Consider the following 21,166-nt stretch of genomic DNA (forward strand, 5'->3'; position numbering starts at 1 on the left):
GGCAATCCAAAACGACGGGCATACCGTAACCGTTCCAAATATCAGTAAACATGCGTGCATTTGGTGTCAATTATGTTCTTCGGAGAGAACAAAAGACATCTGTCCGCTTTTATGATTCATTTTACGGAATTTCCAAGGTTAATTTAATCGGGCGCCTATAGTTATCCACCAAGCTGAGTGCGAAACGAAAAGTAAAAAATAGGGGGAACGGCTACCCCTGTGCCTATTCCCCCATTCCTCCGATCAACAAACCAAATGTTTAGTATCAGGCATTAAGTATTTGATCTTAGGTAACCTTTGTAAAAGCTATACCTAACACTTAACACCTGAGACCTAGTACCCAAGTCGATTATTCCCAACAGAATCACTTCGATTGATAGTGTCCGCTACGCTCGACGTCACGGGTTCGGTCTCATGTCTTTTTTGTTTGAAATGAATCTTGAACTGTAATTTCCGCATCCACTCACGATACGACTCCGCATCCTCATCATATTCACCGTATTTCTGAAGCTCCTTATCCATTTTGTCCAACTCATATCTGGCCTGATAATAAAGCTCCATGTGGTAAAGCGTATTGATTTTTTCATGCATAATCTTGGGAGTCAGGTTACGTCCCGACATCTGCCCAGCTTTATCTAGCAACTGTACCACGTTCCATTTTTCCTCATCCGATACGGCTCCCGAGCTTTTACTGATCGCCTCGGTATACAATAACTCGGCTGTTTCGTAACCCGTATTTCTTATCCTTTCGCACAAAGCCAAGCTTTTCGAGTACTTTCCTTCTCTGAAATACGAATCAAGATTAAAGCTCAACACTTCCATAATCTCGATATCGAAATCAGGGTCGTATTCCTGATAATCCTGATTAAGCAAACCCAGACGCTTTATCCTTTTTGATATTTTGGGATGGCTGCTATACATGCTCCACTTGTCCAGCTCACCGTCTTCCAAATTCATAGTCCTATGGCGGGCCAACAGGTTTCCGTAAGTCTGAGTCGGAATTTTAAGTCGTTTCAGGGCTTTTTCCACCAACTTATCAGACTGTAGTTCCTGTTGTTTGGAATGGCCAAGATAAAGCGCCTCCAACACCGCCGCGGACAACAGGAACGAAACATCGGTAGCCAATGAACCGATCAGCTCATAATCATGGATGTCCAGTTTGTTGTCTTTGTCCAACGCAGCCGCCGTAGTCACTGCGGCGATACCTCCCGCAACGCCCAAAATAGTTCCCCAAGTTGCTTTTCTACGCTGAGCCCTGAAATTATACACAAAGTGGTCGAGGTAAATATGGGAAAGCTCATGGATCAAAACAGCCTGCAATTCGGCCTCGGTGCGGATTGTGTTAAAAAGGCCCGTGGTAAGGACAATGGTGCCATTGTTCATGGAGAAAGCATTGTATTCTGGGCTTTTCATCACCTTTACTTGCAGGTTCAGCCTAAACTTCTCGTGGGGCTCTCCCGCATGAACTTTTTTCAGTTGCTCCTGAAGATAAAGCTCCAACTCAGGATCGGTATAAAAAGCATATTCATTCTCCAACTGCCCAAGGTACTCATCTGCGTCCGAGTTCAGCCTTTTCCGAATTTTGGTTGACCAGTCTTTCCGTTTAATTCCGTATTTACGGCCGCTTTGGCTGATTTTACTCTCGATCCATTCCAGTTCCCAGAATTTGGCCGAAAGATCCTGCTGTTGCGAAAAAGATTCGGAAGGCAACAGTACGACAAGTATCAGCAAAAAGAAAATTTTGGCGATTTTAAGTTTCATGTTAGGGGATGGGTTGTTTACCTGCTTAAGGTAGTCTGCCCCTTTGATGTTTAGAGTAAGCCGATGGTTGCTTCTGAGTTTAAAACTTTAACTGATTAAGTTTCATTTTTTCAACGGCAAGTATGCACCCTGACTTAATTATCAACATTTAAAATGCAGTATTCCGAAACCACTAACATTTTGCGTTTAACAAGCCCCGGTGTCACTTTTTCCGATGAAAAAGTAACCAAAAAATCTCTCAAATACGGCTACAAATTTTTCTTCCATCCAAAAGCATTGCGGTTATGGAAGAAAAATAAAGGCCTGAAATTAGTTTTTTGGAACGCATTGGGGGGCAATAATGGAGCAGAACTGTAAAGCGATTAAAACAAGGGTAATTTTGTCCCAGTGCATAATTGTGTATCGAAAGATTTTTCATTTTTTGAATAAAAAAAGCCACCCGAAATCCCGGGTGGCCTTTAACTATGACGTGATGTCTAACGTTTGCTTTTTATTCCTCGATTACGATACGGAAACCTACGTTGTAAACGCGTTGCCACGGTTCGAAGGCTTTACGGAACGAAGAAGAAGCTTCGGCCGGACGATCTCTCCAAGATCCGCCTCTTACTACTTTCTTGTTGTTCGTGTTTCCGTCGTTACGTCCGTCTTTGGCCTTGTATGGGTAAGGCAAGAAATCCGAACGGGTCCATTCCGCTACGTTACCGTGCATATCGTACAGTCCCCAAGCGTTTGGCTTGTATTTTCCAGGAGTGGCCTGAAGCATGCTGCCGTCATCGAATTTTCTAGTACGAGGGATGATGTCGTAGTAGTAGAACTTCGAGTTGTTCACGCCCATCGGGTGAGGATCTACGCCTTGTACGGCCATATCGCTCAAGCGCTCGTCGGCCAAGTTGGCGAAGGCCGAGAAGTCGGCTGAAGCTGTACCGTAAGCCATGTCGTTATCGCTACCGGCACGGCAAGCCCATTCCCATTGCGCTTCTGTCGGGAGCGCAATCTTAAGGCCTGTTTTCTTACTGAGTTTTTCACAGAAAGCTACGGCCTCTTGCCATGACATACGGATGGCCGGCTGCTCGTTGCGGTTGGCATCGTAGCCCGGGCCGGTGTGGTCTTTCCACTGCTGGTCCATAGTACGGCTGTCGTGCTCCGGGAACAAGGCGCGCATCTGGGCGTTGTTCACTTCGTACTTGGCCATCCAGAAAGATCTCTTCATCTTCACGCGAGTGGTCGGGAGCGCCTCGGCGTCGGTGGCGTCAGAGCCCATAACAAACTCACCGGCAGGGATTCTAACCAACTCGATCTTCTGGCCGTTGCCCAAGTCGATAGTCTTAGTCTCTTCACCGTTTTTGGCCTGCATTTCCTTGGCCTTGGAAGCGTCAAACGGCCAGCGCTTGGCTTTGGCTTTCTTGTATACAGGATCAACTTCCGGCTCAGGAGTCACTGGCTCGATCGGTCCGCGTGATTCGCGCAAAGCGTTCGCTCTGGCCAATTCGGCGTCAGCGGTGTATTCCAATCCGTTGATCTCTTTCATCAACTGTACACGACGGTCTTTCTGATCGCTGCCACGATATTCTGGCACACCGTGGAAGTCAGCGTAATAAGGCGCGTTCAAGTCGATCCAAGCTACCAAACGATCACGTTCCTCTTGAGTAAGTTTTACGTTGTGGTGGCCTTTGTCAAGCTTTTGAATTATGGCGCTTGTACTTACGTGAAATTCCATAGGAGTAAGCACGTACTGGTCGGATTCAGGGCCCGGGCGACGCACAAACTTCTGAAGATCGAAGTAACTGCGGCTGAGGTTACGGTATGGCAAAGGCGTCTTGTCCGCAAGGTTAGGGATCTTGTCGTTGTTACCGTTGTGGCAACTCACACACTTGCGGTCCAATACCGGCTGTACTTCGTTGGCGAATGAGAAAGGCCTCGGCTCTCCGTAGAAAGGCGTGATCTCGGCCGGTTGCTTAGTGGAAGCGATAGTACGCTTTGGAACCGGCACCATGTTTTGGTCTTCGTGACAACCGATACAAGAAACAGTCTCGCCCGGCATGGCCGTCAACCAGCTACGCATGAGCTGCATCGCCTGTCCTTTTTCGTCAAGCGGCTGCAGGGAGATAGCCGTGTTAGCAGGAATCTTGAAGATAGCCGAACCGTCTTCGTATACCGGAACGGTACCGATGATACGCTTGGATTCCCAAGAAGATTCGATACCGATACCGTCGTTGTTACTCTTCGATACGTTATAAGCGAATTTGTAGCTGAACAGTCTCAGTTTTTTAACTGTACCGCGCGGCACACCTTTCAGGCCTTGGCCTTCGTAAATATCGGCGATATAAACCGTAGCGTCTTTGGCTCCTTCGATTACCTTATCCGGAATAACAGGAGGAGTAGGGCGCTTCTTAAGCGGGAACACGTCGCGGATACCTTCGCCTTCGTATTCTTTCACCAAAGTCATGTTGTCGAAAGTATCGACAAGGTACAATCCCCAGAGTCCGCCCGGCTTCATTTTGGCCGAAACGAGGTAGTAATCTTCGTCAAGCGGATAAGGGTTCAGGAACTGAGGCCAAACGCCGTCAACGAGTCTGTCTTTGATGATAGGCTCAACCTTCTGGCCACGGCCAGGTATACGCTGTACAACACCGTCGGCTTCTTTACGTCCTTTGGCAGGATCGAAGATAACGAGTTCGCCAGAGCGAGAAACACCGTGGTGTCCTGAAACCACACCTACCAATTTGGTCTTGTGACCCGGAATCGGTTTGGCGTCGAAAAGTGAGTTCGGCCAGTAAGAACCACTGCCGTAATATTCTTTTTTACCCGTTCCGTCAGGATTCGAGTGCATCAGGATACGCGAGAAGTAGTGAACGTTGTCAGTATATTCCCAACGCAGATACATAATACGGCCAGTAGGGAGGATTACCGGGTCCCAGTCGTTATCCTGTCCGTAGTTCAACTGCTTGAATGTTTTGGTCTTTGGATCCAACAAGCAGAGGTTACCTACAGGGTCGCTACCGTTTACACAAGGAACACCCTGCATAGAAACGTTCGAAACCATAGCCACACGGCCGTCAGGCATGTAGCAAGCGTCATAGAAATCAAGGTCAGGGTATTTGTCAGGAGAAAGCTCTTTCTTGCCTGTTCCGTCTACATTGATTTCGAAAAGTCCCCAACGGTCGTGCTTGTTGGTAGACGTAAACATAATCTTGTCGGCGTCGAAGCTCAGATCAAGATCGACAACGGCGTCATTGCCTTCCGGCTTATATACGGTTTTTGAGGCGACGTCTCCCCTAAGGTTTGTCAGCTCAACAATTTCCGAATCCCATTTCTGCTCGTAAGTTTTGGTAGAGCCTTGGGTCTTCCAGTTCGCCTTGGGTGTTGCCATATCCTTGGCGTTCGGTCCCCAGGAGCGGGCTTTGTCACCGAGTTTGTGGCGAACCGCCAAAAGTCTGTCAAAGTCAAGCAAAGGGTTGGCCATCAAAGCTTCGCGCTTAAAGGCTTCCGCCTTTTTCACCCAAGCAACAGCGGAAAGGTCACCACCGTAAAGGGCTTTCTTCGTAGCTTCGAGCTGGGATTCGAGGCTTTTAAGCTCGGCCATATATTTCGAGCCGTTATATTTTCCCTTGAACTCTTTGTTCATGTGCGCGATCGAAAGGCGCATAGCCTCGAAATCCAACATGGCAAGGTTGTCCTGGGCATCGATGATTTTACCGATCTTGGTAAACAGTCCGATCAATTCTTCTGAACTAGCGTTTTGCGCCAAAAGCTTACGGGCTTGCGCACGCATAGCGTCTGGGCGGTCAAGCTTGGCGATTACTTTCTCCAAAGCTTTTTTCTCAAATGCATTGCCTTCGGCCGTAAAGTATCTACCGCTACGGTCGCCGGTAATATTGGCGTAAAAACGGCTTTCTTTAGGGAAATCGGCCGCTACAGAGTTTGCGATACTCTCGGTGTCCAATGCCAGAACGCGGAAAATCGCACTGCTTCGCTTGGATCCGCCACGCTTATCGATACCGACTTCGGCTTCGAAGCGTACGTATTTGCGGTCGAGCTTATATTCTACACGAGCCTCGGCGTGAGTGGTTAACGCATGGTCGAAAGTCTTGCCACCAACACGGGCCTTCTCTTTATAAAGGTTAGTGCCTTTTGCGGCGCTTCTCCAACCTACACGGGCACTTACCCAGTCAAGATCCTCAAGCCAAACCGTTTTTCCGTTACGGTCGATCAGCTTCGCGTTGCCCCATACGCCGTGGTCATAACCGCCACCGTCTTCGGTGCCGTCTACTATAAGTATAAGGTTATCGAGACCTTTGATATCAGCCGTGATTTTTTCGGCTTCGTCTCCGTGTCTCCGTACTTTAGACTCAACCGGCGTAAATGACATTTGCGCCGCCCGTTCCCTGTAGGCTTTCTTGGAGGCGGCCATCGTCGCTTCCCAAGTGTCCTTCTTCACATAGACGCCTTTCTTTTTCTTCTTAGCAGCAAAAGTAAAGGCCGGCAACATCAGTAAAGCCAATACCGCATAGGCGATAAGCTTTTGCTTTGATGCCGTAAAAATTCCGTGTCCAAGCATAATCTTGTATTCCTCCGTTTAATAACAAGCGTTAAAAAGTCCTCCGGCGACACACTGTTTCATTTATGAACCGCCGTTTGTTATATGGTACACTCGAAAATATAAAATCCCCCTTACTCTACAATGGGAAAAAAACATGTATATAGGTGTTTGGACAATTTTGTTATGCTTTTCTTTAGAAATTAACTCTTAATCTAGGTAAAAGGCATATTATCTCTTTTTCTCGTGCACTGTATGTGGCTTGGGAGACAGCTAAAACAAATTACGAAATACTGGGCACTAAAAAGAGGTGCTTTTGATGTTAGTTATTGGCAGAAAGTTACGCGTCATCTATTTAGATTTCTTTTTAATCTAACTAATCGGTTAAACTTAGCTTATTCGATAGTATTAACCCGTAGAATACCTATTCAATGTTAATTGTGGTCTGGAGATTAATAGGCCTATCCGCTAATCCGTTTAATAGAAATTACTCTTAGGTGAAAGACTTTGAGGGGGGGAGATACTGGTTTCAAAAAAATTTGTCTTTTGCTTATTGCGAATCATTTACCCCCTTTCTACAGATAAGAGACTAGTTTATGATTCCTTTCTGTCGCTTTCCTTGAAGGCGACTCGACATGTATTTTAATATTATTTTATTGTAGGGTTAATCAATGAGTAATATCAGTATATTCATTTGTCTATATTTATATCTTTACGGAGGTTAAAATTGAGGCAAGTTATTTCAGTAATAGGATATGTATTTTTTTGAAAAGATAAAAGGTTTCGCTTCAAAGGAAGGGATGAGCAGGGACGAAAGGGCTAGTCTGGAAACAGGCAATATTTGGGCGGTTTTCGGCATTACGGCCTCGTTTGGAATCAGTGTTGTTTTGTATTTTGTTTATCCGAATCTGGCTCCTTACTTTTTAGCTATTACTACAATTGGAATCATTTACTTATTGAGCGTATGGCTAGGGGTCAACAGTTTATTCGGACGTATCTTTTTGGCTACCCTGAGCCCGTTTATTTTTTCTGAAGCCCATACGGCCAACATGCATAGTACGGACGGTATCATTCCCGGAATAACGCTTTTGCAGGCGGCCATGATTATCATGCCTTGGGTATTGTTCAACATAAAGGAAAGGGTTATCCAATTTTCAATGATTACGCTTTCTTCCGTAATGACCAGTGTTCCTATTTTTAGAGTAGGATATTTGAACTCCGGAATCGATAATTCGGTGCTTTATTCCGAATCAATCCATGTGTTTTTTATGGTCGTGTCCTTTGTAGTGTTGTTGGTCAGTTACCTTATGAATATCAATTCCATCAAAAGCCTGAATGACCACAATGAAACGCTTTGGAGTGAGATGGAGGAGAAGCAACAAGACCTTGAGGCACAATCCAACGATCTGAAAAAGTACGTCAAGCAAATTGAAGAGCAAAACAAGGCTAACGAGATCAGGCAATGGGAGGTTGAAGGACTGGCTAATCTAGCCAACCTTTTGCGTAACGGAGACGCAACCCTGACAGACGGCTCATACCTTTCCGCTTTGATTAATTATCTAGAAGCGAACCAAGGAGCGGTGTATAAGCTGGAAGAGGAAGGCGACGACGTTTTTCTGACCATGATGGATTGTTATGCCTATGGCCGAAAGAAATTTGAGGAACAACGCTTCTTACCGGGACAGGGAATTGTGGGGCAAGCTTATCTTGAGCGAAGGGAAGTGATCCTTACGGAAATTCCGCAAGACTATGTTCGTATCACGTCCGGATTGGGCGAAGCCCGACCCAATTGTGTTATCGTGGTGCCGTGTATTTACAGGGAAAAAGTATGGGGGATGCTGGAACTGGCCTCTTTTAAAGTGATGGGGGATGTGGAAGAAAGATTCTTGACCGAAGCCGGAAAAGAGATAGCCGCATACCTTTCGGGCCTATCGACTATGGAGCTCCTTCGAAACCAATCAGAAGTAAAAAATAAATTTCTGGTTTAGCAAAATTGGAGATACGGATCCAGATTAAAAATCATTTTCGGTTTTAACGCCGATATAAAGCGCAGGCTATTGTCTGCGCTTTTTTGTTTTTTGACCAACATAAAAAGGCATTGACTTCATTCACGCTGAATATATCCGCATAAAAAACTCTTTATTAACGGATTGCGGATTGGCGCTGTTTTGATTTTCGCGATTCTTGAAGTTTTAGTATTAGACTTTTTCTAAATAAAAACAGCTTATATGACTATAAGCATATAATCAAGGATATGAACCGGTGTAGTTTTGTGATAAATGTCATTTAAGGCCTTTATAATGGTCCTCAAAAACCAAGAAGCGGCGCTTTTCCGAGATGTCGGGTCTAGGCTTACCGCGCCGTTTCTTGTTTGTACGATTTCATTCTCCCGGGCTTAGCCTTCGGGGTCAAATTCATATATCAAACAGACTAAGACAAGGATGGGAAACAGGAAACATTGGTTTTGGTTCGCCTTTACCATTATCGCCTCATTTGCGGTATTAGGTTATTACGGCGCGGAAATATACCGGACGGCCCCGCCGATACCGGAAAAGGTCTTCGATTCGAAAGGGAATGTGCTGATGACCGCCCAACAGATCAAAGACGGGCAGAACGTTTGGCAATCGATCGGAGGGCAGGAGATAGGCAGTGTGTGGGGACACGGCGCATACCAGGCCCCAGATTGGACCGCCGATTACCTTCACCGCCAATCCATCATCATATTGGACGGATGGGCCAAAGCCGAAAACGGCAAAACCTACGAAGCGCAGGATGATGAGACCAAAGCCAAGCTGGAAGCGAGGCTTAAGAAAATGATCCGGGAAAATCGCTATGACAACACTAGTAAAACACTGACAGTCAGTAATGAAAGAGCCGAATCGTTTCACGCTTTGGAAAAATATTACACAGCCTTGTTTATGGGCGACCCTAGCCTAAAAGGTCTGCGGGAGTCATATGCCATGGCGGAGCATACCGTGAAAGACGCGGGAAGGATGAAAGACATGAACGCTTTCTTCTTCTGGGCCACTTGGGTAACTTCAACTGACCGGCCCGGCGACAATATCACTTACACAAACAACTGGCCTAGCGAAAAACTCATCGACAATAAACCTACGGCATCAATAGTATTGTGGTCCGTTTTCTCGGTAGTCTTGATGATCGCCGGAATTATCTATCTTTCGTTTTTCTACGCCAAAAACGAAGAAGAGGAATTAAGCCCCGAAGAGATGCCTAACGAAGATCCGATGAGAGGATTAAAGGCCACTCCTTCGATGAAAGCGGTGCTGAAATACATCTGGGTAGTATGCGCCTTGTTTCTACTTCAAATGGGTATGGGTATCCTTACCGCTCACTATGGCGTTGAAGGACAGGCACTTTTCGGTTTTCCTTTAGCGGAATACCTGCCATATACCGTAACGCGTTCTTGGCACTTGCAATTGGCTATTTTCTGGATCGCCACTTCATGGTTGGCTACCGGGTTGTTTATCGCCCCAAGCGTTGCGGGCTTTGAGCCAAAATACCAAAAGCTCGGAGTTAACGTACTCTTTGTAGCGCTGGTTATCCTCGTTTTCGGTTCCATGACTGGACAGTGGTATGCCATCATGCAGAAGCTCGGATTGGTCGAAAACTTCTGGTTTGGCCACCAAGGCTACGAATACGTAGAGTTAGGCCGTTTTTGGCAATTGATTCTATTGGTTGGCCTGTTAATCTGGCTTGCGCTTATGGGGCGTTGTTTGATCCCAGCCATCAAAACGCAAAAGGAAAGTCGCTCGTTGCTTATTCTTTTCCTTATTTCGAGTATCGCTATCGCACTGTTTTACGCATCCGGTTTGATGTGGGACAGACAGACACACTTGGCCATCGCCGAGTACTGGCGCTGGTGGGTAGTGCACTTGTGGGTTGAAGGATTCTTCGAGGTCTTCGCTACAGTGGTTATCGCTTTCCTCTTTGTGCGCATGGGACTGTTGCGTATGCGATCGGCCACTAAGGCGAGTATCGCTTCGGCCACTATATTCCTTTTCGGCGGTATTATCGGAACGTTCCACCACCTGTATTTCTCTGGAACTCCCACAGCGGTATTGGCTTTGGGCTCGGCCTTCAGCGCATTGGAAATCGTACCTCTTTCATTGATTGGTTACGAAGCTTACCACCATTATAAGCTTACGAAAGAAAAGCCTTGGCTTAAGGCTTACAAATGGCCGATCTATTACTTTATCGCTGTGGCTTTCTGGAACGGCGTGGGAGCTGGAGTATTCGGGTTCTTGATTAACCCTCCAATTGCCCTGTATTATATGCAAGGTCTCAACACAACGCCGGTACACGGCCATACGGCTCTCTTTGGTGTTTACGGAATGTTGGGAATCGGGCTTATGCTCTTTGTGCTCCGAGCCATGCGCGCTGACGCCCAATGGAACGAGAAACTGATGAAATGGGGATTCTGGGGACTTAATATCGGACTGGGAGCGATGATGATTATCAGTGTACTTCCGGTTGGTATCGCCCAAGCTTACGTCAGTATCACCGACGGTATGTGGTACGCCCGTTCCGCCGAGTTCTTGCAACAGGATATCTTTGAAGCCATACGCTGGAGCCGTGTTATTGGCGACGTTCTGTTCGCCGGTGGGGCCGGAACTCTGATCTTCTTTATCTTTAAGCTTTCCAAAGAAAAGCTTATCGGGCAAAAATCAGAATCCTCCGTTTCTGAAAAAGTAGAAGAACACGCATAAGATATTTGACACAAACAATTCCAAGACTAACTACTACGCTCATAGAAAAAGGCCTTCCGGAAACGGAAGGTTTTTTTATATCCCACCAAATAAAAGTGTATAATTTCGATATCTTGATTTATTTATAATATTTTTAAGTTCAAATGATACTTATGGAATCCTCATAACTATCGTAAGCTACTTTTTTAACCAACACTACCACGATGAACGAAATACCTTTAGAATATTGGAATACGTTGGCCAACCAGCTAATCCTAATCGCCTCATTGTTGGGCGGATTCTCAATCACGTTAACAGCCAATTTGTTGGTAAACAAATCGGATAATCCATTTACACTCAATATTTTAAAATCCGCCACCGTAGCGTCAGGGTGTTTTTTGGTGACCGTATTCACCATGACCAAAATCATGATGATGACATCCTCGGGACACCCGGTTGCCGTATCACCATCCGATTTCACATTTCCACAGTTTATAGGTGGGTTAGCTTTCTTTATCGGTATCGTGGCTTTGTTCATAGTGATTTCTCTTTCTGGCTGGACCAAATCAAGACAAATCGGAATCTTCACCACAACTGTCGGAGTACTGTCATTTATTTTTATTCTGTTAACGATAATAGAAATCAAGTTCTAAATTCCAATCCTGGATTTATCCGAAAACGGATGACTGGATAGGAATATAGAGTACAAGCAAAACCCTATTTAACATAAGTTGATTTATGGGATTTCTCTTAAACTTGACAAAGACTCTAACCAACCACAAATAACTACTTATTATTCCGTTTTGCCTTTGCCTTATCATACCAACCTTTTTCTTCTAAGGCTGTGTCATAGATATATTCCGCGGCTATTTTAAATTGTTCATCTGGAAAACCCACTAATTCCATAATACCGAATTCGTTTACTGCATCCGGCATCTTTTTCGGAGCCTCGCCCGGATTCTTTAAAAACGCCACCATATCCTTTACAAACTCTTCACGGCTATTGGTCTTGGCCAAATACGCTTTTTTGGTTCGTGTCATCGTCGGCGCCTCATATTCGTCGCCCTGACGCGGATTATGGCATGAAAAGCAATTGGACACCAAAAAACGGAAACCTTCTACGGGAACATAGTCCTTTTTCGGTTTAGGCGTAATTTTAGGTCTTTCCTGTTTGGCTACTTTGGCGGGAAGTTCCGGTTTAGGTAGTTCTTGGGCTTTCTGATTTTGGTTTTCATTCTTTCCCGAGCAACTCGACAAAACCAGAATTGAAAAAACGGAAAGTCTGAAAAATATAGAATTAAGCATAGCAACAAAATAGATAGTAAATACACGTAAATCTAAACGCATTTTTTCGTTTGGCAACCACTTTATCCCTTATCCCTCCGCCATATTAAGCAACTGTCCTTTTGAGTCATATTCATACTTGCTATGTTTCTGTATATGGTATTGTCTTTTCAAACATGCCCTATCCTATTCTCGAAAAGTCCCCTCCTTTGTAACCCTAACTAACCTTAATCGTAAAACAATGACTAAACAGTCATAATGTTTGATCACTATCCAACTTCTAAGGATTGACTTGCTTACTTTGACTTTTCCAAAACCAGAATAATCGCCTTACAATAATATGAAAGTAACAAAACCGGGCCTCTTAGCCGTTACCCTTGTATCCGCACTGACCTTTAGCGCCTTGGCAATGAGCGATTCGAAGGAAAAGAAAAACAGAAAGAAAAAGAGATTGGAAAAAATGGAAGCTTCCGACCATTACCGCGACGGAAAATTCTTCAATGACGCCCCGATGGACACTTTCGGTTTCAAGAAGGTAATGCGGATTTTAAAAAAACACTTCACTGGCAAATTTCCGGATAAAATTGCCAATGTAGAGTTCCCTTTATCGAACACTCCGTGGGACAATGACCTTGACTCCGACCTTTGGTTTTCTTGGCTGGGGCATTCCACCGTTTTTCTTCAAATAGAAGGGCATAAAGTTCTGATCGATCCGGTTCTCAGCAAGCGTACCTCGTTTGTGCAGTGGATGGGCCCGAAACGTATGCACCCTTTTCCCGTAAACCCCGACTCCATTCCGGACCCGGACGTTATCGTAATATCGCATAACCATTACGACCACCTGGACAAAAAATCCATTAAGAGACTGCACCCGAGAACCGTCCATTTTCTAGTGCCGCTAGGCGTAGGCAAATATTTGGAAAGCTGGGGTGTGGATCCCGGCAAAATCCATGAAATGGACTGGTGGGAAGAATTTCAGCTTAACGGCCTCCGGATAACGCTTACGCCCGGCCAACACGGATCCGGACGCGGATTTGGCGATAAGGAAGAAACGTTTTGGGGAGGCTACGCCATGAAGGGCAAACGGAAAAACGTATACTATAGCGGTGACACCGGCTTTTTCAAAGGCTTCGCCGATATCGGAAACCGCTTGGGGCCGTTTGACCTTTCGCTTATACAGATCGGCGCTTACAACAAGGATTGGCCCAAGGTACATATGTTTCCGGAAGAAGCCGTTGACGCCCAAAAGATGGTAAAGGCAAAAGTGATGGTTCCTTTGCATTGGGGTACGTTTCCGTTGGCTTTCCACAGTTGGTATGACCCGGCAGTACGAATCAGAAAGGCTATGGCCAAAGAAAATATGCCTCTTGTATTTCCGCTATTAGGCGAACAGGTGGCTTATGACAAAATGGACTTCGAGCACGTATGGTGGGAAAATCTCGTTCCCGAAAAATATAAAGGGACGGACATCGAGCAAAAGACAATCAAATAGCTTTTTGGAATTCAGTATTAGGTGTCAGGTCTTAGGTATTGAGTTGATTATAAACCTGATACCTAAGACCTGATTTCTTTTTTAAAATAGAATACACACCGGCGTAGGCGCCCCAATCTCCGAAACGTAAGTCAACAATCCCGTTTCTTTATCTCTCTTAAAAGATATGATATTGTTGGTCAACTGATTGGCTACAATAAGGAAATTCTCATCCGGGCTCAAAGCGAAGTTTCGTGGGCTCTTGCCTCTTACTTTCTCATGTCCTACCAAGCTGAGAGCCCCGTTTTCCGCATCAACTCCAAAAATAGCGATGCTTTCGTCTCCCCTATTCGATACGTACACAAACTTCCCGTCGGCGGTGGCGTGGATATCCGCGCAAGTGTTCTGCCCGTCAAAACCCTCGGGCAAAGTCGACACCGATTTCGCTTTTTCGTATTTCCCTGATTCAGTCTCTACCAGCTGGGTCACGGTACAGTCGAGCTCGTTCACCACATACAGCCAATTGTTTTTCGGGTGAAAAGCCAAATGCCTTGGTCCGGCGCCCGGCGCCATGCCCAACTTCCGGGGCTCCGTCGGCATAAGTTTCTTGTCGCTATCGCTGATTTTCGAAAACCACAATTCGTTCGTTCCCAAATCCACCGAGATTACGCCTTTGTCTTTCGGGGCGAATCTCGCCGAGTGGGCGTGCGGAGCCGTTTGCCTATCGGTCGATCCTTTTCCGCTATGTTGCTGAACATCCAACAATCCCGAAAGCTTACCCCGCTCCCCCATTTTCAACAACCCGACATTTCCGCCCGTATAATTGGCCGTAAGAATATATCCCTGATTATTCGTACTTACAAAACAAGGGTGCGCTCCGCCACTGGAACTGCTGTTGACCAAAAGCAAACTGTCGCCTTTAACCTGAAAAGACTCCACCGTTCCCTCCGCGTTCTCATTTACAGCCAAAAGGTATTTCCTGTCGGAACTTAATGCCAAAAACGACGGATTTTCCGATACCGCCGCCAAAGCCACTTTGCGCAATTCCCCGTCTTTCCCCAAAATATACCGATAGATTCCCTCGCTTTCTCCCTTGGTATATGTCCCGACATAAAACGGATACGAATCCCCTCCCGACGACTTTCCACAACCGGCCAAGACCAAAACAAAAAATAAAGGTGTAAGAATCTTCAGTAGGAACGTTATCGGATGTAATTTCATAGAAGTGTGTCTTTTTTGCCGTCGCCTCAACATTTCCGAAAAATGCGACAGTCTGTTTTTAATTAAATCGAAATAGGCCCTGACATATTGCTCAACTTCACCAACCAAAAAGCCCGCTCCGAAATTAGCCGTTTTTACCCAAAACCGCTTCCTGATTCAATTTTTACTTTTCAACAGTTGAAAAAATCGGAGTTATAACGCTTCTACTTTTTTTGAAAAATCTAAACAAGAAATTGCTCAAAAGCATATGGCGAAGTCACGTGAAACTGCCTCGGCAATATTCCGTGTTCTTCCCTAATCTTATTCTCAATTTCCCTAATCACCGCAAACTCCTCCAACGAAGTCCAATACTTCCACTTCGGTCTTCTTTTAAAGATCTCCTTATAAATATGCTTCATCCCAATGCCTTTCTGAAAATGATGTGCGTGCCCCAGCTCATGGGCCAAGCTCACAAAATCGGGCATAAACGTAACCGAACCCACATTATCAAAATGAGGCTTTATCGTTTCCTCTATCGGGATATCTTCAGTCGGTACGCCCTTATACTCCGGCGGATCGTCCGCCACCCAATCATCCGCCGCATAATACGCGTTTTTCAAAGTCTCTTGTTTGTCCTCGTCAATAATCACAGAGCTTGATACTCCCCCTTCAGGATTCGGAACAATACGCGGAGGCAACGGGCACGATTCGTTAAACTTATAAATACTGCTGCCTCTTCCAGCGATGTCATGGTCCAACCAAGCATTAGGATGACAACGATCTCTGGAAAACCCAGAATGTTGCTTAGCCTGCCGGTGCCTTCGCCAAGTACTTTCAGGCTCGATCAGCACACTTTTCCCCGTCTCGCCAATAGTATTCAAAAAACGTCTTCCAAACGGACGGCTATACAGCTTGGCCAAGCTTGAGAAAATCGTATACTTAAACTTATCCAGATCCTCTTTGTCCTGATAAACCTTTTGTCCGTTAGTCATCAGATAAGTCTGGTTGGAAACCAAACGCTCCCAAAATCCCATTACAGAAGCCCGCTCTCTCCAATGCATTTTCGCTTTGTCAGGAAACCAGATTTCATAACCGTCTTCCATCGTTTTCTTTACCAAGCGGATATGCTCAAGCCGAAGTTGGTCCAACGTCGAAAGAATGGCCCTAGCGAAGGGTCTGTGCTTCGGCTCCTCTTTCTTTAACGATACGTACGGGAGCGGATTCCTCCGGTACCAATCATAGATTAGGTGTTCCATCCTGTCCACCGCTTCCCACATCTGGTCAATAAGAGCCTGTTTCTTGGCTCTGAAATGTTCCATCTTCTCCCCAAAAGTCCAAAACGGATGTTCTCCGGCCAGCGTTTCCTCCGCTTTACGTAAGGTCTCATACTCACCCAGCTCCCGCTCCAAAATCTCGGTAAACGGCTCCAACTCATAACGCTTCGCATACAAATCCGGATCGTTAGCTTCCAAATCACTACGCAAAACCCCGGCGGAAAGCCTAGCCACAGGAGGAAACGAGTCCTTCACCTCCGGCGAAACATAATCGCTTCCGGAAGCAAAACCACGGTCAGAATCGGCGGGGACGGGAGGTTTACGGACAAACACAGGCTATAAATACGGACTCTCTATAAAAAGCGCCTTCGAACAATAAAGTTCCCCGATGAAAATGTAATAGCCTGAAAACCAAAACACGAAAAATCAAAGGCCTAAAGAACACAAATATTTTTCTCCATAATAAAGGTCCCCTAATACTTTCGGCCCGATTATTTCCTGTACATCCCCGATGTTCTCTTCAAAAAACAGAACGAAAGCAAGGCAGGCACAAAGCGCCACAACAAAAGGGGCAAGCACCCCGGCCCAGGCGTTTTTCTCCTCATCGGAACGGCCAGATTTGGATATCGAATACTTCGGCGATAAACTGGAAGTTCAGACCAGCATCCTGCAACCGGCCGTAGTGGGCGGGCGCGAATACATGCTGATAGAAAACGTCCGCGGACAGGTAACATCCTCCAAAGCGGTATTCGTTTTCTCCGACGATATGACCCTTGCCGTTCTGGACGTAACCGGCAAATTCAGGCCCAAACAGTTCTTCGCCCATCCCGAGATTGTCCTCAGGACCAACGCGATACTCAAGCGACAAAAAGCCTTAATAAAACTTTTGCCTACGGCCAATACCCTGTCGGTAAACGGTAAACTACTTATTGAGGTGGAAGCCGTACCGCACGAACAGGGAGAACTTAACCAAGGTACAGAAAGGCAAGCCCATTTCGCCAATATGCCCCACCGTGGCGCCAGCTCCGACCCCACCCGTTATATGTTCGGCTTCAGCTCGCAAGTCCACAGCGCTACGCCTCTCGGGCTACGTTTGGCTCCACTAGGATTACACCAAAATACGGAAAGCCCTAATCCTCTCGGCAACTTGACCGGCGTGGAAGGCGATGTCCTGGGAATCCGCGGTATGGTCAAAACCATAGTGGACGGCAACGGAATGTCAATGCCGGACGACGAGCTGAAAACCCGCATAGTGGCTGATATAGACGTAGTGGAAAGCAACGCCGACGAGGCACGCTATAAGGAAATGTACACCCAACGCCGGGCCGAGATGCGGGATATGGAGAGACGCTTGGGCATCAACCAGTTCGCCCAGCCGAGGGTCGGTGACTCTATCGCCACCTTTATGAAAAGTAAAGACCTCGACGATATCTCCACATTCGAACAGGGCAACTACCACGCTGGCGTAGTGGCCGAAAGTCTTGATCATCAAGACTATGTAACGGTGGAGATGCGAAGGCGTATGGATCTGGAGATTGCCCAGAAAAAGCACTACTACCGAAAAGGTGGCTTGGACGTGGATAATATGAGCGACTTGGACATAAACCACAACGGCGGAGCCCTACTAGCCGCCACCGAGCAAGGCGAAGAAGCTTTTGCCGAATATGGTTTAGCCAAAGGTCTGAACGTCCCCTCGGGCCAAACGGCCTTTTACCGCATGCACGGCCGGCGCGAGGACCAATCTTTTCACAATAGCCAAAAAGGGCCGTATTTTCATGTGCCCGCGCCGCTTACCGTAGTGTTTTCCGCCATAGACCGTGAGGCCGAAGAGGATCTTCCTCCTATACCGGCCAGCCCTTCACTCCCGGTAAGCAAGCACAGACCCGGCACCGTAACGAAAGATTTCTGGAACCCGACACCGGGCACGTCGGGCGTAAACTTCGACCGCAGACAAGGAGCCACAATAGACTTTACGGACGATTCGCATATCGGCCCGATCAGTATAGCCGCTTTCAGGTCTTTATTCCGAGGAAAAGCCGCCAGCTACTTCGAGGACGAATCGTTGCATAATATCAAATCCTTGGTCGGCCAATATCAGAAAATCTGCCGACTTCCCGGCCCTGCGGTTCTGCTGGACCGTTTCGCTCTTCTGATATCAATGCGCAAATCCATTTACGTATGGCACCGGGCCCATCCGTTCTTCCACGGTTCCGATGCGGATTACCTGCCATATTATCAGGTAATATCGATCCTCTTCAGATTCCTCGATTTGTTGTCTTTCGAATTAGACCAAGTTTGCGACGAGCTTAGAGGCAGTCACGAATCCCTACCGGCCCCAAGCGATTCCGCCGATGCGGAAGTACAAGTAATTTGGGGAGCGTTAAAAAGCGCAAGATCTTTCAAAACGGATCTGAAACCGGCCAATAGATCCCGCATGAACTCATATTTCTCAGAGTTACTTATGACGCCATCCGGCAGAAAATTGCTTAATGACACAGTCGTTTCACCACCTAAGGGACATAAGGTCATATTCTCGGAAGCCAAAGGAAAAAGCAAATCCTTTGCGGGAGAGTTTGTGGTGGCCGCATCAAAGAAAGCCTCTCCTAAACATGCAGGCGGAGCAAACTCCGGCGCCGACGCCAAGGTATATTTCCCCGAAGAGATATACATGTCGGATGCCTCCGTAATGGCCGATAGCGAATACACCACCAGAACAGGCGAATCATACGGCACACATACGCTTACGCCCGGTTTTGTGCGTTTCGCCTCGGCGCTTTACCAAGCTTGGCGCGCCATGAATGGAGTCTGGACCGGAGGCGGAGACGCCCTAAGCCAAGCCGGCGAAACGCTAACCGTAAACGAAGAATTCGAGAATCCACTCCGCGCCGAATACGGCCTACCGTCCAAAACATCTCCGGAATCAACTTCGGCATTTGACCAAGGCGGTTGGTACAACATCACTAAAGTGGATACCCATACGGACATCGAATCCAGCGATTGGCAGATTATGAGTCTTGGATAAAAAAGTGATAAATCCACTTCTTCATATAGATTCTTATTCATTGTCTTTACATCAAACTAAATTGATCCATTCTAAATAAAGATGTTTCACAAAACAAATAATGCTGAAAACTGCATAAGTATTGTTTTTAGATCTGATATTAGCATCAGAGGATTTATATTCTTTTACCCAATCACACTACTATGGCAAACACTCTAAAACAAACCCTCCTGATTCTCTCCATCATATCCACACTTTCGGCGTGTTCAGGAAAAAAGTCGACGACTAATAACACAGAAAACCAGCGAACAACGGTAACCGCTCCGGAAAAGCCTAAAACACTGTCCAGAATAGCCCTAACTGAATCCAAATGCGGTACATGCCACAGTTTTGACCCTTCGAAAGAAATTCTCGCTCCATCATTCGCAAAAATCAAAACCGCTTACATTAAACTCTATCCAAGCAAAGGTGATTTTGTAAAGCACCTGAGCGAATTTTCATTACACCCCGAAGAATCCAAAAGCAAAATACCGGGAGCCATAAAGAGTTTCGGTTTAATGCCTGAATTAGGATTTTCGAAAGAAAATACCGAAAAAATAGCGTCGTTTCTTTACGACACACCAATAGAGGAAAAAGGATGGTATCCGGAAAAATATAATTTGGAGAAGAATAAGGCCCACTCATCAAACACTCAAAAAAAGAACAAAATAAGCCAAGCCAAAGAATTGGCATTGGCAACCAAAGCCCAATTGGGCAAAAATCTGCTAGGGGCCATCAAGACAAAAGGTACCGCAGGTGCGCTAAGTTTTTGCAATACCAAAGCCATACACCTGACCGATAGCATGGCCTCGGTATTGGGTGTCCATATCCGAAGGGTATCGGATAAACCGCGAAACCCAATTAACCTGGCTGACAAACCTGCTTTGGAATATATTCACTCAGCAAAGAAAGCAATTGAGTCGGGAGAAAAACCGAAACCCAAAATGCGCTTGGACCACGGAAAGTCTATTGTTTATATACCGATAATGACGAATAAGATGTGTATGCAATGCCACGGTGAAAAGAAAACCGAGATCAAAACAGCTACATTGAAAAAAATAGAAAAGTTATATCCCGCAGATAAAGCCAAAGACTACAAACCAAATCAGTTAAGAGGAATTTGGGTTGTGGAAACTAAGTAAAATTATATTTACTAAAACTCCCCTTATGGAGATCACTTATCCCTTCCATAAGGGGATATTTTGTGTAACGAGGTAACAAGTTATATTGGTTTTTATCATCTATTTTTATCGTCTATACGCTTAACAAGATCGTACCCTAATTCATCCAAAACTTCAAGTGTTTCTCTTGCCGTAGCTCTATCGTACTCTTTTTCTATTTCCGTAAGCTCCTCATAAGGAACCAAACATGGGTGTTCTTTTTCATCATCGCTCCGTTGTGGTCCGAAAGTCCAACCTTCGCCTAAGCGTTTTTCCATCCACCTGATATGAACCCTTTCCGCTAATTTTTCTAAAATTTCCTTATCCATTTTTATTTATGTTTTGACGGCTTCTTTCTATTCAAAATATGGAAGCCCTTCTCCGAAAAAGAAACCGGGTGGTTAGGGCTTGAATGGAATTGTTCTATTTGTATAGTATCTTCATCTAAAACCTTCAAGAGCCCTGGCAAAATCATTTGTCTCGGTCCATGCTTCATCACAAAATCAACCCAAAATGGAAATTTGGTATAATCAACAGTAAATGAGTTTATAAAAGCCGATTGACTACCCACACTAAATATCACCGAACTGTCAGGTTTAAACTCATATGTAACCTTTTGTTCTTGGTTTTCCCAAGTTCCTATAAGGTTAACCTTATTTGCATCTTGTGCCTGTGCCGCTAATGAAGCCATCAACAACATGATTAAAATCGAGAATGTTGGTCTAGTCATCAT

Annotated in this window: 14 protein-coding genes; 6 read left to right on the forward strand and 8 right to left on the reverse strand. The window is 45.8% G+C overall.

Features of this window, described 5'->3' with window-relative positions; genetic code table 11:
* Positions 1 to 333 precede the first annotated feature (333 nt).
* Positions 334 to 1,761, reverse strand: coding sequence for a M48 family metallopeptidase (locus tag AABK39_RS24615; RefSeq protein WP_338395862.1), 1,428 nt, complete (start codon positions 1,759 to 1,761; stop codon positions 334 to 336).
* Between the two features lie 180 nt (positions 1,762 to 1,941).
* On the opposite strand from AABK39_RS24615, the gene AABK39_RS24620 reads away from it, so the two are divergent.
* A complete protein-coding gene (locus AABK39_RS24620; RefSeq protein ID WP_338395863.1) occupies positions 1,942 to 2,118 on the forward strand; it encodes a hypothetical protein in 177 nt (58 codons plus the stop codon).
* A 133-nt stretch (positions 2,119 to 2,251) separates the two neighbouring features.
* Here AABK39_RS24620 and AABK39_RS24625 read toward each other — a convergent pair whose 3' ends face one another.
* On the reverse strand, positions 2,252 to 6,319 hold the full coding sequence (locus tag AABK39_RS24625) for an SUMF1/EgtB/PvdO family nonheme iron enzyme (protein ID WP_338395864.1): 4,068 nt from the start codon (positions 6,317 to 6,319) through the stop codon (positions 2,252 to 2,254).
* Between the two features lie 734 nt (positions 6,320 to 7,053).
* On the opposite strand from AABK39_RS24625, the gene AABK39_RS24630 reads away from it, so the two are divergent.
* Positions 7,054 to 8,286: a GAF domain-containing protein gene (locus AABK39_RS24630; protein ID WP_338395865.1), complete on the forward strand. Its 1,233-nt coding sequence runs from the start codon at positions 7,054 to 7,056 to the stop codon at positions 8,284 to 8,286.
* Between the two features lie 453 nt (positions 8,287 to 8,739).
* A complete protein-coding gene (locus tag AABK39_RS24635) occupies positions 8,740 to 11,025 on the forward strand; it encodes a nitric-oxide reductase large subunit (RefSeq protein ID WP_338395866.1) in 2,286 nt (761 codons plus the stop codon).
* A 139-nt stretch (positions 11,026 to 11,164) separates the two neighbouring features.
* Here the strand turns inward: AABK39_RS24635 and AABK39_RS24640 are convergent, their stop codons facing one another.
* A complete protein-coding gene (locus tag AABK39_RS24640) occupies positions 11,165 to 11,650 on the reverse strand; it encodes a hypothetical protein (RefSeq protein ID WP_338395867.1) in 486 nt (161 codons plus the stop codon).
* A gap of 140 nt (positions 11,651 to 11,790) precedes the next feature.
* Positions 11,791 to 12,309, reverse strand: a complete 519-nt coding sequence (locus AABK39_RS24645; protein ID WP_338395868.1) for a hypothetical protein — start codon at positions 12,307 to 12,309, stop codon at positions 11,791 to 11,793.
* Between the two features lie 319 nt (positions 12,310 to 12,628).
* On the opposite strand from AABK39_RS24645, the gene AABK39_RS24650 reads away from it, so the two are divergent.
* Complete coding sequence (locus AABK39_RS24650) at positions 12,629 to 13,780, forward strand: MBL fold metallo-hydrolase (protein ID WP_338395869.1); 1,152 nt, start codon at positions 12,629 to 12,631, stop codon at positions 13,778 to 13,780.
* A gap of 81 nt (positions 13,781 to 13,861) precedes the next feature.
* On the opposite strand, the gene AABK39_RS24655 is transcribed toward AABK39_RS24650, so the two are convergent.
* Both AABK39_RS24655 and AABK39_RS24660 read right to left on the reverse strand, forming a co-directional pair.
* Complete coding sequence (locus AABK39_RS24655; RefSeq protein ID WP_338395870.1) at positions 13,862 to 14,980, reverse strand: lactonase family protein; 1,119 nt, start codon at positions 14,978 to 14,980, stop codon at positions 13,862 to 13,864.
* A gap of 221 nt (positions 14,981 to 15,201) precedes the next feature.
* Positions 15,202 to 16,566, reverse strand: coding sequence for a M91 family zinc metallopeptidase (locus AABK39_RS24660; RefSeq protein ID WP_338395871.1), 1,365 nt, complete (start codon positions 16,564 to 16,566; stop codon positions 15,202 to 15,204).
* A 286-nt stretch (positions 16,567 to 16,852) separates the two neighbouring features.
* Here AABK39_RS24660 and AABK39_RS24665 point away from each other — a divergent pair, with 286 nt between their 5' ends.
* Positions 16,853 to 19,255, forward strand: a complete 2,403-nt coding sequence (locus tag AABK39_RS24665) for a hypothetical protein (protein WP_338395872.1) — start codon at positions 16,853 to 16,855, stop codon at positions 19,253 to 19,255.
* Positions 19,256 to 19,437: 182 nt separating this feature from the next.
* Positions 19,438 to 20,415: a Tll0287-like domain-containing protein gene (locus AABK39_RS24670; RefSeq protein WP_338395873.1), complete on the forward strand. Its 978-nt coding sequence runs from the start codon at positions 19,438 to 19,440 to the stop codon at positions 20,413 to 20,415.
* A gap of 95 nt (positions 20,416 to 20,510) precedes the next feature.
* Here the strand turns inward: AABK39_RS24670 and AABK39_RS24675 are convergent, their stop codons facing one another.
* Positions 20,511 to 20,762: a RyR domain-containing protein gene (locus tag AABK39_RS24675; protein WP_338395874.1), complete on the reverse strand. Its 252-nt coding sequence runs from the start codon at positions 20,760 to 20,762 to the stop codon at positions 20,511 to 20,513.
* A gap of 2 nt (positions 20,763 to 20,764) precedes the next feature.
* Positions 20,765 to 21,166, reverse strand: a complete 402-nt coding sequence (locus AABK39_RS24680; protein ID WP_338395875.1) for a hypothetical protein — start codon at positions 21,164 to 21,166, stop codon at positions 20,765 to 20,767.

This window comes from Fulvitalea axinellae (assembly GCF_036492835.1).
Taxonomy (GTDB): Bacteria; Bacteroidota; Bacteroidia; order Cytophagales; family Cyclobacteriaceae; genus Fulvitalea; species Fulvitalea axinellae.